The organism is Pseudomonas aphyarum, from assembly GCF_028657055.1.
In the GTDB taxonomy this organism is placed as follows: domain Bacteria; phylum Pseudomonadota; class Gammaproteobacteria; order Pseudomonadales; family Pseudomonadaceae; genus Aquipseudomonas; species Aquipseudomonas aphyarum.
In genome coordinates this window covers 61845-77455 of sequence record NZ_JAMDGS010000017.1, presented here as the reverse complement: position 1 = coordinate 77455, position 15611 = coordinate 61845, and the positions used below count along the sequence as shown (strand labels likewise).

Annotated in this window: 12 protein-coding genes and 2 tRNA genes; 7 read left to right on the top strand and 7 right to left on the bottom strand. The window is 60.3% G+C overall.

Annotated elements, in window-relative coordinates:
* Nucleotides 1-85 precede the first annotated feature (85 nt).
* From M5G18_RS25530 to M5G18_RS25505, 6 genes are all read left to right on the top strand, one after another.
* Nucleotides 86-1927 carry a potassium transporter Kup gene (locus M5G18_RS25530; protein WP_407681997.1) on the top strand — a complete coding sequence of 614 codons (1842 nt, stop codon included), beginning with the start codon at nucleotides 86-88 and terminating at the stop codon, nucleotides 1925-1927.
* Between the two features lie 176 nt (nucleotides 1928-2103).
* The gene (locus M5G18_RS25525; RefSeq protein ID WP_273896440.1) at nucleotides 2104-2394 is read left to right on the top strand and encodes a type II toxin-antitoxin system Phd/YefM family antitoxin; all 291 of its coding nucleotides are present in this window, start codon (nucleotides 2104-2106) and stop codon (nucleotides 2392-2394) included.
* Between the two features lie 11 nt (nucleotides 2395-2405).
* Nucleotides 2406-2693: a type II toxin-antitoxin system RelE family toxin gene (locus tag M5G18_RS25520; protein WP_007954964.1), complete on the top strand. Its 288-nt coding sequence runs from the start codon at nucleotides 2406-2408 to the stop codon at nucleotides 2691-2693.
* A 311-nt stretch (nucleotides 2694-3004) separates the two neighbouring features.
* Nucleotides 3005-3772, top strand: a complete 768-nt coding sequence (locus M5G18_RS25515) for a MarR family transcriptional regulator (RefSeq protein ID WP_273896699.1) — start codon at nucleotides 3005-3007, stop codon at nucleotides 3770-3772.
* A gap of 1 nt (nucleotide 3773) precedes the next feature.
* The gene (locus M5G18_RS25510) at nucleotides 3774-4472 is read left to right on the top strand and encodes a hypothetical protein (RefSeq protein WP_273896444.1); all 699 of its coding nucleotides are present in this window, start codon (nucleotides 3774-3776) and stop codon (nucleotides 4470-4472) included.
* Entirely contained in the window at nucleotides 4469-5140 is a 672-nt protein-coding gene (locus tag M5G18_RS25505; RefSeq protein WP_273896445.1) for a PP2C family protein-serine/threonine phosphatase, read from the top strand. The genes M5G18_RS25510 and M5G18_RS25505 overlap by 4 nt, the downstream gene beginning before the upstream one ends.
* 106 nt (nucleotides 5141-5246) lie before the next feature.
* On the opposite strand, the gene M5G18_RS25500 is transcribed toward M5G18_RS25505, so the two are convergent.
* The 4 genes from M5G18_RS25500 to M5G18_RS25485 form a co-directional block, all read right to left on the bottom strand.
* On the bottom strand, nucleotides 5247-6542 hold the full coding sequence (locus tag M5G18_RS25500) for a virulence factor family protein (protein WP_102717227.1): 1296 nt from the start codon (nucleotides 6540-6542) through the stop codon (nucleotides 5247-5249).
* Nucleotides 6542-9181, bottom strand: a complete 2640-nt coding sequence (mprF, locus tag M5G18_RS25495) for a bifunctional lysylphosphatidylglycerol flippase/synthetase MprF (RefSeq protein ID WP_273896446.1) — start codon at nucleotides 9179-9181, stop codon at nucleotides 6542-6544. Before mprF ends, M5G18_RS25500 begins: the two co-directional genes overlap by 1 nt.
* A 280-nt stretch (nucleotides 9182-9461) precedes the next feature.
* Nucleotides 9462-9538: transfer RNA gene (locus M5G18_RS25490), tRNA-Met, on the bottom strand.
* 212 nt (nucleotides 9539-9750) lie between these two features.
* Nucleotides 9751-9827 (bottom strand) — tRNA-Met (locus M5G18_RS25485).
* A 280-nt stretch (nucleotides 9828-10107) separates the two neighbouring features.
* Between M5G18_RS25485 and dinB the strand changes: the two genes are divergently transcribed.
* Nucleotides 10108-11169 carry a DNA polymerase IV gene (dinB, locus tag M5G18_RS25480; protein ID WP_273896447.1) on the top strand — a complete coding sequence of 354 codons (1062 nt, stop codon included), beginning with the start codon at nucleotides 10108-10110 and terminating at the stop codon, nucleotides 11167-11169.
* A gap of 48 nt (nucleotides 11170-11217) precedes the next feature.
* On the opposite strand, the gene M5G18_RS25475 is transcribed toward dinB, so the two are convergent.
* The 3 genes from M5G18_RS25475 to M5G18_RS25465 all read right to left on the bottom strand — a co-directional run bounded on the left by M5G18_RS25475 (nucleotide 11218) and on the right by M5G18_RS25465 (nucleotide 15579).
* Entirely contained in the window at nucleotides 11218-12171 is a 954-nt protein-coding gene (locus M5G18_RS25475) for a hypothetical protein (protein ID WP_273896448.1), read from the bottom strand.
* A 17-nt stretch (nucleotides 12172-12188) separates the two neighbouring features.
* Entirely contained in the window at nucleotides 12189-13904 is a 1716-nt protein-coding gene (locus M5G18_RS25470) for a proline--tRNA ligase (RefSeq protein ID WP_115076782.1), read from the bottom strand.
* A 115-nt stretch (nucleotides 13905-14019) separates the two neighbouring features.
* Nucleotides 14020-15579: an AmpG family muropeptide MFS transporter gene (locus M5G18_RS25465; protein ID WP_273896449.1), complete on the bottom strand. Its 1560-nt coding sequence runs from the start codon at nucleotides 15577-15579 to the stop codon at nucleotides 14020-14022.
* Nucleotides 15580-15611 lie beyond the last annotated feature (32 nt).

The following is a 15611-nucleotide window of genomic DNA, read 5'->3' as shown; positions in this document are numbered from 1 at the left end:
CCGGTCTGGGAATCAGGAGTGTTGGATGGGTCAGGCAAGTAGTCACGCGGCGGGCGCCGAAGGTTCGGCCACCAAGCCGCTGAGCATGCTGGTCGCGGCGGTCGGGGTAGTTTACGGCGACATCGGCACGAGCCCGTTGTACACCCTCAAAGAAGTGTTTTCCGGCGCTTACGGTGTGCCCGTCAATCACGACGGGGTGCTCGGCATTCTGTCGCTGATTTTCTGGTCGCTGATCTGGGTCGTTTCAATCAAATACATGATGTTCGTCCTGCGCGCCGACAACCAGGGCGAAGGCGGGATCATGGCGCTCACCGCGCTGGCGCGGCGGGCAGCGGCGGGGCGCAAGCGGTTGCGCACGTTGCTGGTGGTCTGCGGGCTGATCGGCGCGGCGCTGTTCTATGGCGACAGCATGATCACTCCAGCGATTTCCGTGCTCTCGGCTATCGAGGGTCTGGGCCTGGCCTTTGACGGCATCGACCACTGGGTGGTGCCGCTGTCGCTGGTGGTGCTGGTGGCGCTGTTTCTGATCCAGAAGCACGGCACGGCGCGGATCGGCATTCTGTTCGGGCCGATCATGGTCACCTGGTTCCTGGTCCTCGGCGCCCTCGGCGTGTACGGCATCAGCCACACCCCGGAAGTGCTGCATGCGATGAACCCGGCGTGGGCGGTGCGGTTCTTTACCGTTCATCCGGGCATGGGCGTGGCGATCCTCGGCGCGGTGGTGCTGGCGCTGACCGGTGCCGAAGCGCTGTACGCCGACATGGGCCACTTCGGTCGCAAGCCGATTGCCCGGGCGTGGTTCCTGCTGGTGCTGCCGGCACTGGTGCTCAACTACTTCGGTCAGGGCGCCTTGCTGCTGGACAATCCGGAAGCAGCGCGCAACCCGTTTTATCTGCTGGCCCCGAGCTGGGCGTTGATTCCGCTGGTCGGTCTGTCGACCCTGGCCACGGTGATCGCCTCCCAGGCGGTGATTTCCGGCGCGTTCTCCCTGACCCGTCAGGCGATCCAGCTCGGTTACATCCCGCGCATGTACATCCAGCACACCTCGAGCGACGAGCAGGGCCAGATCTACATCGGGGCCGTGAACTGGTCGCTGATGGTCGGCGTCGTCTTGCTGGTGATCGGCTTCGAATCCTCCGGCGCCCTGGCCTCGGCCTACGGCGTGGCGGTGACCGGCACGATGCTGATGACCACGATTCTGGTCTCGGCAGTCATGTTGCTGCTGTGGAAATGGCCACCGATTCTGGCGGTGCCGGTGCTGCTCGGCTTCCTGCTGGTGGACGGTCTGTACTTCGCCGCCAACGTGCCGAAGATCGTCCAGGGCGGTGCCTTCCCGGTGATCGCCGGTATCGCGCTGTTTGTGCTGATGACTACCTGGAAACGCGGCAAGCAACTGCTGGTCGAGCGCCTGGACGAAGGCGCGCTGCCGCTGCCGATCTTCATCAGCAGCATCCGCGTCCAGCCGCCGCACCGCGTGCAGGGCACCGCCGTGTTCCTCACCGCCCGCTCCGACGCGGTGCCGCACGCGCTATTGCACAACCTGCTGCACAACCAGGTCTTGCACGAACAAGTGGTGCTGCTGACGGTGGTCTACGAAGACATCCCGCGCGTCCCGCCATCCCGACGCTTCGAAGTCGAAGCCCACGGCGAAGGCTTCTTCCGGGTGATCCTGCACTTCGGCTTCACTGACGAACCGGACGTGCCGCAGGCACTGAAGCTGTGCCATCTGGACGACCTGGACTTCAGCCCGATGCGCACCACCTACTTCCTCAGCCGCGAAACGGTCATCGCCTCGAAACTCGAAGGCATGGCCCGTTGGCGTGAGGCGCTGTTTGCGTTCATGTTGAAGAATGCCAACGGGAATTTGCGATTCTTCAATCTGCCGCTGAACAGGGTGATTGAGTTGGGGACGCAGGTGGAGATGTAATTCCGCGCCTCAACTGAAAAGCCCCCGTCAGCTTTGTGGCTGGCGGGGGCTTTTTTGTGCGCGTCCGGTTTATCAGTGCTTGGTCGGATAGTGGAAACAGCAAGTTGCACTATGTTTAATTCAGCACAATACTCTGTGCATTAACGTACGCATCAGCATGTGAGTGAGAGGTGATTATGACGGCATTATTAGAGCGTGCTGACCAGGCTATTTCCGTGACTGCCATGGTCAGGAGCTTCAGCGCGAAGCTCAAGGAGATTTCCAGTCGTGCCACTGAGCGTCTGGTCATCTTCAAGGACAATCAACCGGCAGCGGTCATCATCAACGTGCAGGCCTATCAGGAAATGCTGGATGAACTTGAGAACCTTCGCATCGAAGCGGCAGCCCGTGAGCGCCTGAACAATTTTGATCAGACCAAGGCTGTCAGCCATGAGGATATGCGGGCAAGGTACGCCCGGAAGGATTAAGGGGGCGCTGGATGGTTTGGGGAGTGATTTATCATCCGGAAGTCCAAGGGGATCTTGATCAACTGGGATCAGCAGCTGCCAACCGGATACTGGATGTGATCGAAGAACGGATCATCCACGGCGAGCCGGACAAAAGTGGCAAGCCTCTGAGAGCCAGTCTTGCGGGGTGCAGACGAATTCGAACGGGCGACACGCGAATCGTTTATCGAGTCGATGGCCGGGCCATCCAGGTGTTGATCGTTGCGGTGGGTGCTCGACGTGACGAAGAGGTGTATGGCGCTGCTGAAAGGCGCCTCTGAACAATAAGCCCCCGTCAGTTTTGCGACTGGCGGGGGCTTTTTCGTTTCTGCGTATCCCGTCGAAAAACAGCGCAATAGGGCGGCAAAGTGCCCAAACACGAGATTAGGAGTTTGCCTACAAGGTATGCGGACGTCATCTGATATTGCGACACCGGTCGGCGGAACTAAGGTGACGAGCAATTTCAGGGACAGTGGATTTTGTGTGGGCGCCACAGCAAGTGAGGCCGAACAAAGGGCTTGACGATCAGATATTTTGAATGAGACAAGTGTCCACGTTTTATGGAATGTGGACACTTGGGGTTTTAGGCTTCATGAAGAGTCAAGACATTTTGCTTTTGTTCAAGATGGCCAGCCTTCACGCTCAGGAGGAAAACCTCCTTGGTGTAATGGAGTCAGAGTCGAATTCGAACAGGGTTGAGGAGCTGTTGAAGCCCTATGCGGTCAGCCAAATGACCGCAGGTGGGCGGGTGGGGCAGCCATTGGTCACTTACTCCACTGACGGTGAAGATACTGTATTCCGTCGACAGGATTTCGATTCGCCCTTGAACGATGAGGCAGGATGGGAAGGGTGGTCGGAGCCTGTGGCTGTTCCACCCGTGGCAAGCTGGAGTGAGGGTTACTCGTTGCGTGCGTTGTCTGCTGCTCTCGGGCTAAGCAAAAGCGAGGTATCAAACTCCCTCGCCAGATGTCGTGAGTCCGGTCTGCTCACCAATGACTATGACACGGGGCTTGCGAAGGTTAATCGGCGGCAGCTACTAAGCATCACCGAGCACGCTCTGAAGTATTTTTTCCCTGTAAAGCCCGGTGCAATGGTTCGCGGTATCCCGACGGGTTTCGCAGCACCGGCACTGTCCAAAAGCATCAAAAGTGCTGGTGGACTGATTCCGGTCTGGCCAGATGCACTTGGAACGGAGCGTGGTCAGGCAATAGAGCCGCTCTACAAGACAGTGCCGGAAGCGGTGAAGAAGGACAGGATTCTTTACCACTATCTTGCGCTTGCTGATGCGATCCGCCTTGGAGGCCCGCGAGAGTGTGGCGTAGCGGTCAACATTCTCAAAGCAGGGATGGGACTGAAATAACATGTCATCAAACGCGGATCACAACTACGAGCTAATAGAGTTTGTCGCCGAAGGTTTGGGAGAGGCGTTTCTCGCAGAGGTTGCGTTTGTCGGAGGTTGCACCACAGCCATGCTGGTAACTGATGCTGTTGTGCTGGACGACATTCGTTTCACCGATGACGTTGACCTGGTGATCGAGCTGGCAGGCATTGGCGCCTGGCAGCAGCTTACCGAACGGTTGTCGGCCAGGAATTTCAAGATTACCGGCGAGGATGAAGTCAACTGTCGTTTCCGCTTCAACGATATCGTCGTTGATGTGATGCCATCTGATCCCGATGTTCTCGGGTATACCAACCGCTGGTTTGTAGAGGGGTTGGCACGGGCTGATAAATTTACGTTGCCCAGCGGTACCGTCATCCAGATATTCAAACCGACCTATTTTCTCGCGACAAAACTGGAAGCCTTCAGCGGTCGTGGCGGTGGCGATCCATACCATAAAGATGTCGAAGACATCATTATCTTGATCGATGGACGTCCAGAGCTTTTAGAAGAGGTTCGGCAAACGGAGTCCGAGCTCAAGGAGTTCATCACGACTGGAGTTCGAGCACTCAGGGAGCTCGGTGGTATCGACTATGTGATTGAAAGCTCTGGTTCAGTACAAGCCAATCCGGGAAGAGGGCAAATCATTCATGGGCGCATGAAAGAACTGGGCAGCGCATGAAATACCACGCCAGATCGGTAACGGGGCGAGCCAGGAAAACCAATCATGACTTTGCCGGAGCGCTCTGTGATAGAGAACGCGGTGTTTTTGTTATCACTGACGGTACCTCAAGGGTTGGCAGTGGCCAGTTGGCTGAGTCCTTTGTGAAAGGTGTTTTAGCGGTCTGGTCAAAATACTTTGATCAGGGCCTCGATATCACTGAGTACGGAGCTGTTGAACAGCTACTCATTTCTATGCTGGCCGACCTCTACCCCGTTTTGTTTGCGAGCGAGGCGGGCGCCACTTGTTATGTGGTGGGTGTCGCTGCTCATGGCAAACTCACGCTCGCGTATGAGGGTGATTGTTCGTGCGGTGTTGTGACGTCGGCAGGCGCGATCGAATGGATTACGTCGCCGCACTGTAAGGCCAACTGGAGGCGTGATCGTTCCCACTCCGAGCTGGCGCAAGATCCCGCTCGGCACCGGGTGACTCGATGCTTGAAGGTGAGTCGCGCGCCGAAACCTGACTTCGTGTTTCACCCATTGGCCTTAAAGGAGCGGCTGGTGTTTGCAACCGATGGCTTTTGGGCGGAGCTAACCGAGTCGCAGCAAAGCAGCTTGTTAGAATCGCCGGATGGCAGCTGTATCGAGGTTGAAGATGACATCACATGGATAGATGTTCAGCTCTAGTCTTGGCATCGATACAAGGTTTGACTGGCAGGAAGTGCTTCAAGTTTGCGTAAAAAAGCCCCCGCAACCCTAAGGTTGCGGGGGCTTTTCGTTGGTGCGCTTCAGATCACTCTTCCGCCACCTGCGCCGTGTTCTGACGCTTCTCGATCAGATCCACCAGGCGCTTGGCCAGCGCCGGGTAGTTCTCGTCGAAGTGGTGGCCGCCAGGCAGTTTCACTGCTTCGCCCACCGCCGTCTTGTCGGTGCAGCCGCTTTCATCTGTCTCTTCTTCACCGTAGATGCACACGACCTTGGCCGGTGGCAGCTTGGCCATTTCGGGGCCGGTGGCGGCTTCTTTGCCGGCGTTGCCGAGCCAGCCTTCGACTTCGATTTCGAAGCTGCCGGTGCGGGCGAAGGCCAGCAGGATGATTGCGTCGACGCGCTGCTGCTCGGTTTCCGGCAGGCGGTTGTAGATGGCCGGCAGGACGTCGGCGCCGAACGAGTAGCCGGTCAGGATGAAGCGTTTGGTGCCCCATTTCTGGCGGTAGTGCTGCATCAGTTCGGTCAGGTCCAGGGCGCTCTGTTCCGGGCTCTTGTGCTGCCAGTAGTAACGCAGGGTGTCGATGCCGACGACCGGGTAGCCGATCTTGGCCATTTCACCGGCCACGTCGCGGTCCAGATCGCGCCAGCCGCCGTCACCGGACAGGAACAGGGTTACGGTGTCCTTGGCCTGGCCGGCCGGGACTTCCACGACTGGAATCTGCAGACCGCCGTTGGCCTTGTCGCCGCCGACGAGGATCTTGCGCAGTTCGTTGTTCAGCACTTGCGGCAGGTTGATGTCGTAGTCGCTGATGCTGGTTTCAGCGTTCGGTTGATCGCGCACGAAACCGGCGCTGGTGTCGTCCGGGTTGTCGTTCCACGCCACCAGCCAGTGGCCGTGGGCGGCGGACTTCGGCAGCAGGTGGGTGCAGCCGGGTTTTTCCAGGGCCAGGTCGACGGAGACGGCCTGAGCCTTGTCGTCTTTCTGCTCGGACAACCAGCGCCATGCCAGCACGGCGCCGGGGCCGATGCCGCTGACCAGCGTCGCCGGGCCGTTCAGTTCGCGCAGGCCGGCTTGCAGGGCGCGGCTTTGCAGCAGGCAATCCTTGGGCAGGATCACCTGAACGATCTGCGCCGAAGCGCTGCGGCTCAGGGTGCTCAGTTGCTTGTCGCTGAGTTTCTGGTCGTCGTTGACCGCCACCAGCACCTGCGCCTTGGGCTTGGTGCCGGGGATGACCCGGGTCATGGCGGCGCCATCGGCCGGGGTGAGCTGTTCAAGGGTCGGTTCCGGTGCCGGGCGTTTGAGGTACCAGAAACCGCCACCGGCAATCGCGGCCAGCACCAGCAGTGCGACCAGGATGTACTTCAGGGAGCGTTGAATCATCAGCGTTTCACCAATCCAGTCAAGCCGCCCGCGATCAGGGCAGCAGTGTCGGCCAGCGCCACCAGCGGATCGAGTCCGGCGGGCACGGCCATATAACGGGGTTCCCAGTCAGGCTGGAACTTGTCTTTGAAGCGGCGCAAGCCTTGGAAGTTGTACAGCTGCTCACCACGGCGGAAAACCATCGAGCCCAGACGCTGGGTCAGCGGTGCCCCGCGCCGGGGTTGCAACCCCGACAGCGGCACCATGCCCAGGCTGAAGCGCGCGTATCCGTGACTCTTATAGTGTTGAATCAGACCGACCATCATGAATTCCATGGTCAGCTTGGGGGCGTCCGGGTGCGCGCGCATCAGGTCGAGACTGGCCAGGTCATGGCTGTAGGTCTCGAGCAAGTTGGCGAACGCCACCGGGCGGCCTTCGAAGCGAATTACCGCGATGCGGAAATGCTTCAGGTAATCATCGCTGAAACGGCCGAGGGAGAAGCCTTTCTCGCGCACGTTCTTGCCGGTCAGCCAGGCATCGGAAATCACCTTGAGCTCATCCATCGGCGCCTGGCCCGGCTCATGGATCTCCAGCGACAGACCATCGCGGGTGCCACGGTTCCAGGTGTAGCGCAGGTCCTTCATCTCCTTGCCCTTGGCTTCCAGGTCAAAGCGATGCAGATCGACCCGGGCTTCTTCGCCCAGCTTGATCGCGGTCAGGCCGATGTCCATGTAGTACGGCAGGTTCTCGGCACGCACCTGATAGAACACCGGGCGGGCGTGATGGATGTCGCACAGGTCGCGGAACTGCCAGATCATCTCGGCCCGTTGCTGGCCGGGGCCGATCGGGTCGTACAGGGCCACCAGGCTGCGGCCGCGACGGGCGTACATCAGGAAGGCTTCGTCGTTGGGATGAAACAGCAGCGCCTTGTCGCCGGTCAGGGCCAGGCCACCGTCCGGTTGCGAGGAGGCCATCAGAATCTTCGAGGCGCGTTCCAGCTCATCGGGTGTCGGCAGATGGATCACCGGGCGAGCGGTACGCAGCAGCCAGGTCAGGGCGATCACCAGCAGCAACACGGCGGCGCCGAGCAGCGAGCGCAGGCCGCGCGGTGCGTCGGCGTCTAGGGTGAACTGCCACCACAGTTGATGGCTGTACGGAACGTCCTGATACGCGAACAGCAAAAGCCAGGTCGAAGCGCCGAGTACGCACAGGCTGGCCACCAGATACAGCGGCGAGAACGGCAGTTCGGTCAGACGGCTCGGGCGGTAGAACGAACGGCGGAATACCCCCAGCAGCGCGGCGGTGAGGGTCATCAGGGTCGCTTCTTCCCAGTCGAAACCCTTGAGCAGCGAGAGCAGGGCGCCCACCAGCAACAGAATGGTGGTCAGCATCCACGCCGCCGACAACCGGCGACGCAGGCCCTGAGCGAGCATCAGGCACAACACGCCGATCAGGCTGGCGCCAAAGTGCGAGGCGTCGACCAGACGGTGAGGAATCAGAAAACCGATGTGTTCCAGACGGGTGTCGATCTCTGGCGTTGCGCCGGAAAACAGCAGCACCACGCCGGACAGGAACACCAGCACCGCGAGAATCGGTGCTGCCAGACCGGAAGCTGCACGCATGGTCTGCGACTGAAACAGGCGCTGGCCTTCGTTGAGCAGCAACAGCACGCAGGCCACCAGCAGCGGCAGCACCACATAGATCAAACGATAGAGGAGCAGGGCGGCAGCCAGTGGCGCGGCACCGAGTTTGTCGGCGAACGCCGCGAGCAGAATCGCTTCGAAGACACCCACACCACCCGGAACGTGGCTGAGTACGCCGGCCGCCAGCGCCAGCAGATAAACCAGCAGGAATGCACCGAAGGGCGGCGCTTCCGGTAGCAACAGATAAAGGACGGTTGCAGCGGCTGCGACGTCGAGGGCGGTGATGACCAGTTGCAGGAACGTCAGACGGCGACCCGGCAGGCGCAGGGTGCGACGACCGGCCCGGACCAGCAGGTTGTCCGGATAAGGTTGTTCCGGCAGGCGACGGCGATAGATGCCAATGGCCAGGATCGCGCCGAGCAGCAGCACCACGCCGGCAATCGTCCCCAACAAGGTTTCGGACAGACCCAGTGCCTGTGAGGCGGCGGGCAGGTTGCTCAGGGTCGCAAGCGCGGCCAGCGGCGGCAGGGCGCAGCCCAGCGACAGGCTGGCGAACAGAGTCATGTGCGCGACTTCGGACGCGCCCAGGCCATGTCGTGCATATAGACGGTATCGCACCGAGCCGCCGGACAACATCGACAGGCCGATGGCATTGCCAATGGCAAACGCGGTGAAACCGCCCAGCGCCAGGGTTTTCGGTGCCAGCGTCACGCGGGCATAACGACTGGCCGACCATTCATAGCCGAGCAGAATAATGAAGCCGACGACTGTCGCACCGAGGGCACCGAGCAGGGCCGGCTTCGGCACGTCGAGAATCGAGTCGTGCAGTGCGTCGAGATCGAGTTCGCTGAGCAGATGGCGACAGGCAATCAGCGCGATGGCGAACAGCAGCAAAGTGACCGCCAGACCGATCGGTTGCCGGTATTTGCTGATCCGATCCAGCAGGCGCAGACGCTCAGGCTTGATCGTTGGGTTCGCTGTGACGGTGTCTTGTGAATCAGACGAGTTGGCGCGCATCAATCACCTCTTGGATTGTGCGCGACAGGATGGAGGTATCCAGCCAAGTTACCAATCCCTGTAGAAAAAAATAATCACAAAATACTACGCCTCTCACCGGGTATCGGCGAGGGCAGCTCCTGGATTGCAGACGCCGTGCCTGCGACTTCAAGCATAGTCGCAACCTGGCGGGTCTGAAGATCCTGAACGGTTCACTGCACAGTGACAGATCATTGTTGCGAAAGGACTTTTTCCACAGATACAAAAAAGGCCACTCTTTCGAGTAGCCTTTTTTGATGTTTGGTTGCGGGAGCCGGATTTGAACCGACGACCTTCGGGTTATGAGCCCGACGAGCTACCAGACTGCTCCATCCCGCGTCTGTGTGGCGGCATTCTACAGGCGAACGGCGGGGTGTCAACCGATAATCCCGAGAAGGGTCAAATAAGTGTGCAATCGCGGCAAACGGTCGCAGGTGACTGCTTAAGTTTCGGAATTGAAACGGATTCCTGTTTGCAGAGCGCCGTGCATCGTCGTGAAAAACAGACGCGCACAAAAAAGGCCAATCTTTCGATTGGCCTTTTCTGATGTTTGGTTGCGGGAGCCGGATTTGAACCGACGACCTTCGGGTTATGAGCCCGACGAGCTACCAGACTGCTCCATCCCGCGTCTGTGTGGCGGCATTCTACAGAGGAACGCCGGGGTGTCAACCTTCAATTCGGATAAAACCTCTTCAGCTTCAATCGGTTAGCGCTGACGGACGGTCTTTTCAGAGGCTGCAGGTCAGGCACAGCAAGGGTTTCAGCTCTATTGGAGGTTGGTTTTCGATTGAGAAAATAAATTCAAAGGTCGTTTCCTACAAACTGAAAAGAACATTCATACCACTGGTGCTATATACAGGTGTCAGTGAGATACTGCCGGTCCGGCTCGCCATGTTTCCTTTTCTGTCATGACTCAGCGAAAAATCATCCACGTCGACTGTGACTGTTTCTACGCCGCCATCGAGATGCGGGATGACCCGAGCCTCGCCGGCAAGCCGTTGGCGGTGGGTGGCTCGGCGGACAGGCGCGGGGTGATTGCCACCTGCAACTATGAGGCGCGGGCATACGGGGTTCGCTCGGCGATGTCGTCCGGACATGCCTTGAAGTTGTGTCCGGACCTGACCATCGTCAAGCCGCGAATGGACGCCTATCGCGAGGCGTCGAAGGAAATTCACACGATCTTCAGCGATTACACCGACCTCATCGAGCCGCTTTCGCTGGACGAGGCCTACCTCGACGTCTCGGACAGCGCGCATTTCGGCGGCAGCGCCACGCGGATCGCCCAGGACATTCGCCGCCGGGTTTCCAACCAGTTGCACATCACCGTCTCCGCCGGCGTGGCGCCGAACAAGTTTCTGGCCAAGATCGCCAGCGACTGGAAAAAGCCCAACGGCTTGTTCGTGATTACTCCGGATCAGGTCGAAGACTTTGTCAGTGGCCTGCCGGTGAGCAAGTTGCACGGGGTGGGCAAAGTCACGGCCGACAAGTTGAGCAAGCTCGGTATCAGTGACTGCCTGCAATTGCGCGAGTGGGACAAGCTGGCGCTGGTGCGGGAATTCGGCAGTTTCGGCGAGCGCTTGTGGAGTCTGGCCCGTGGGATCGATGAGCGGTTGGTGCACAACGACAGTCGCCGTCAGTCGATCAGTGTCGAAAACACCTACGACGTCGATCTGCCGGACCTGCGCAGTTGCCTCGACAAGCTCCCGGAACTGCTGGAAACCCTGAAAACCCGCATGGCGCGGATCGACAGCAGCTATCGGCCGGGCAAGCCGTTCGTCAAAGTGAAGTTTCACGATTTCACCCAGACCACGCTGGAGCAGGCCGGGGCAGGGCGGGATCTGGGCAGTTACCAGTTGATGCTGACGCAGGCGTTCAGCCGCGGTGGCAAGCCGGTACGGCTATTGGGAGTGGGCGTGCGGCTGGAGGATTTACGCGGCGGGTTCGAACAAATGGAGCTGTTCGAGCGATAGACGGACAAAAATATGCCCGAAGCAGGTTCGGGCATTTTTTCAGGGGGGTCAGTTCGGCCCCGGATCCGCCACCAGACGCCCCGCATCCCGGGTCAGGGACTTGAGGAATTCGGCCTGCAACTCAGGATCGTTGCGGGTCAGTTCGATCAGGCTTTGTTCCAGTTCACTGGCTTCTTCTTCCAGACCCAGTTCCGACAGACGCTTGACCCGGTGCACCCACTGGCTCACTTCGTCGTCTTCCAGATCGTCGTAGATCAGCCCGTGAGCTTCCAGCAACTTGCCGCGCAGGTGAGTGCTGATCGCCAGAGACGAATCGGAATGCACGTCATCCTTGCTGTCTTCGACGCTGATCTGCAGTTTGCCTACATGATTGAGGTCGTTTTCGGCGAACGGGCTGTCCAGCAGGTTCAGACGCAGCACGCCGTTGCGATCGGTGGTCATGTCGAAGGTCTGCTTGCCAGCCTTGACCTGAACCGGACGCTCGCTCCACGGCAGGCTCGAATATTCCGTGCGCTTGTCGCGCTGGACTTCGTCGATGCCGGCCAGGTTCTGTTGCGCGCGACCGTTGGATTGCACGTTCATGAACGGGTTGAGCCCGGCGAAACCGTAACTGAGCCAGTCACGTGTCACGCTGTCGGGCAGATTGCCGAGGGCAAACACGTTGGCCACGTTCGCGCCGACGCCGCCGACCACCGCCACCGCGCCCAGCGGAATCTCGTAGATCTCCCGCCATGGCTGGTAAGGCGTGTAACGGTCGTAATGGCGCGTGACCTCGAACTCGGTGACTTCGAAAGTCTTCTGCTCGTTGATCTTCACGCGCCGTTGCGGCAGCTCAAGCACCTTGGGCTCGCCGACATCGATCTGCAGGCTGTGATCGAGCAGTTTGCGCTCGACACGTTCCTCGTGCTCGCTGCGTTGTGACATGTGATTGGCACAGCCGCTGACCAGCAGGGTGCCGCACAGGGCGGCACCACCGAGGCCTAAGGTGTTTCGCTTGAACATGACGTCTCTATCTGGTTTCAGCGGCGGATACGGGCCTGAAGGAAGGACAGCACGTCGGCAACCGGCAGCGCTTGCGCCTGGCCTTCGGTACGGCTCTTGTATTCCAGGTTGCCTTCGGCGAGGCCGCGGTCGCTGACCACGATCCGGTGCGGAATGCCGATCAGCTCCATGTCCGCGAACTTGATGCCCGGGCTGGTTTTCTTGTCGCGGTCGTCCAGCAGCACTTCGAAGCCGGCCGCAGTCAGTTCCGCGTACAGCTTGTCGGTGGCTTCGCGCACCAGCTCGGTTTCATAGCGCAGCGGCACCAGGGCGATCTGGAACGGCGCCAGAGTGTCGCTCCAGATGATGCCGTTCTCGTCGTTGTTCTGCTCGATGGCGGCAGCCACCACGCGGGAAACGCCGATACCGTAGCAACCCATTTCCAGGGTCACCGGCTTGCCGTTCTCGCCCAGCACTTCGCACTTCATCGCCTTGCTGTACTTGTTGCCCAGCTGGAAGATGTGCCCGACTTCGATGCCGCGCTTGATTTCCAGGGTGCCCTTGCCGTCCGGGCTCGGGTCGCCGGCCACGACGTTGCGCAGGTCGGCCACGGTCGGAACCGGCAGATCACGCTCCCAGTTCACGCCGAAGTAGTGCTTGTCGTCGATGTTCGCACCGATGCCGAAGTCGCTCATCAGCTCGACCGAGCGGTCGATGATGATCGGCAGCGGCAGGTTCAGCGGGCCGAGGGAACCGGCGCCGGCGCCGATGGCGTCACGCAGTTCGGCATCGGAGGCCATGACCAGCGGGCTGGCAACGCCTGGCTGGTTGGCAGCCTTGATTTCGTTCAGCTCGTGGTCGCCACGGATGATCAGTGCAATCAGCTTGCCTTCTTCTTCGGCGTGCACGATCAGGGTCTTGATGGTCTTTTCAATCGGCAGATTGAATTTCTCCACCAGGGCCGCGATGGTCTTGGTGTCTGGCGTGTCGACCAGGCGCAGCTCTTCGCTTGGTGCGGCGCGCGAGGTTTCACGCGGCACGGCTTCGGCCTTCTCGATGTTCGCCGCGTAGTCGGAGCCGTTGCTGAAGACGATATCGTCTTCGCCGGACTCGGCCAGCACGTGGAACTCGTGGGAGCCGGCGCCACCGATCGAACCGTTGTCGGCTTCCACCGGACGGAACTTCAGGCCCAGGCGGGTGAAGATGTTGCAGTACGCTTCGTGCATGCGGTCGTAGGTGATCTGCAGCGACGCCTGATCCGCATGGAAGGAGTACGAGTCTTTCATGATGAATTCGCGACCGCGCATCAGGCCGAAGCGTGGACGGATTTCGTCACGGAATTTGGTCTGGATCTGGTACAGGTTGATCGGCAGCTGTTTGTAGCTGCTCAACTCGTTGCGCATCAGATCGGTGATCACTTCTTCGTGGGTCGGGCCCGCGCAGAAATCACGACCGTGGCGGTCTTTGATGCGCAGCAGCTCAGGGCCGTATTCTTCCCAGCGCCCCGATTCCTGCCACAGCTCGGCCGGTTGGGTGCTCGGCATCAACACTTCCAGAGAGCCGGCGGCGTTCATTTCTTCGCGAACGATGGCTTCCACCTTGCGCATCACTCGCAAGCCCATCGGCAGCCAGGTGTACAGGCCCGAGGCGAGTTTGCGGATCATGCCGGCGCGCAGCATCAGCTGATGGCTGATCACGACCGCGTCGGAAGGCGTTTCTTTCTGTGTGGCGAGCAAAAATTGACTGGTGCGCATGGTTGGCCGTTGTCGGTTGCTATGACTGGAAATGACGGAGCAGTGTAACGGCGAGATCCGCCGACGTACAGAAGTGCAGCCCCGGCGCAAACCCTCTCGCCGGGTGCGAGATGTCTTACGATTCCTCCACCACGGAGGTCGGTGCAGGTTCCGGCGTCGGCGTCGGGCCTTCGCGGCGGCTTTCCTGGAACCAGTGCAGGGCGATCAGCACCAGCGTCGGAACGCCGAGCAGCGCGGTGATCAGGAAGAAGTTGTGGTAACCGAATTTCTCCACCATCACCCCGGAGTAGCCGCCGATCAGACGCGGCAGCAGGAGCATGATCGAGCTGAGCAGGGCGTACTGGGTGGCGGAGAACTTCAGGTTGGTCAGGCTCGACAGGTAGGCGACGAACGCCGACGTGGCCAGGCCCGAACTGAAGTTGTCGAGGGAGATCGTCACCACCAGCATCTGCAGGTTCGGGCCCATGTCGGCCAGCATCAGGAACAGCAGGTTGGTGGCCGCCGACGCGGCGCCGCCGATGAGCAGGATCGGCAGGATGCCGAAGCGCACGATCAGCAGGCCGCCCATGCCGGCGCCGACGAGGGTCATGATCAGGCCGAATATCTTGCTGACGCTGGCGATCTGATCCTTGGTGAAACCCTGGTCGATGTAGAACACGTTGGCCATCACGCCCATCACCGTGTCGGACATCCGATACGTGGCGATCAGGCCGAGCAGCAGCAGCGCCTGCCAGCGGTAGCGCAGGATGAAATCGTTGACCGGCGTCAGCACTGGCGCCAGACCGCGACGCCCCATGGCCGAGAGGCACAGGCAGGTCAGCGTGGTGTAGAGAATCGCGCGCAGGAACGCCCGGTCTTCCAGGAGCAGGTCCAGCGGGCTCATGTCACCAAACAGCACGGCGGCGAAATCGGTGTTGTAGAGCTGGGTGAACATCGCCGGCACGGAGACCAGCAAAATGATCAGCACGAATACCGACATCAACTGATGCATGAAGGTGTAGCGCCCGGCCTGCAACTGGGTGCGCAACGGCACGGGAGGCTCGCGCATCAGGAGGGTAGTGATAAGGGCGGGGACCATCAGGGCGCCGAACAGTACGTAGGTGCCGGTCCAGGCAGAGTGCTGGTAGTTGAAGCCGGTGGAGCCGAAGCCCTCGGCGAAGAACAGTGCACCGGCTGTCGCCAGCAGGGCGGCAACCCGATAACCGGACATGTAACTGGCGGCCAGTGCGGCCTGGCGGTTGTCTTCGGCGATTTCCAGGCGATAGGCGTCGACGGCGATATCCTGGGTGGCAGAGGCGAATGCCACGACCACCGCGATAGCGATCAGCCAGGACAGGTGTTTCTGCGGGTCGCAAAAACCCATGCCGATCAGACCGAGGATCACCAGCGTCTGTGAAAGTACCAGCCACGAACGGCGGCGACCCAGCTTGCCCAGCAGCGGCAGGCGCCATTGGTCGAGCAGGGGCGACCAGACCCATTTGAAGGCGTAGGCCAGACCGATCAGGCTGGCGTAGCCGATCGTCTCGCGGGCCACACCGGCTTCACGCAGCCAGACCGAAAGTGTCGAGAACACCAGCATGTACGGCAGGCCGGCGGCGAAACCCAGCAACAACAGCACGAGCGTCGAAGGACTGGCATAGGCGGCGAGCGCGGCGCGCCAGGTTTTACGGGGCATGGGCTGAAGTCTGCCTCAAGATTGCGAAAACA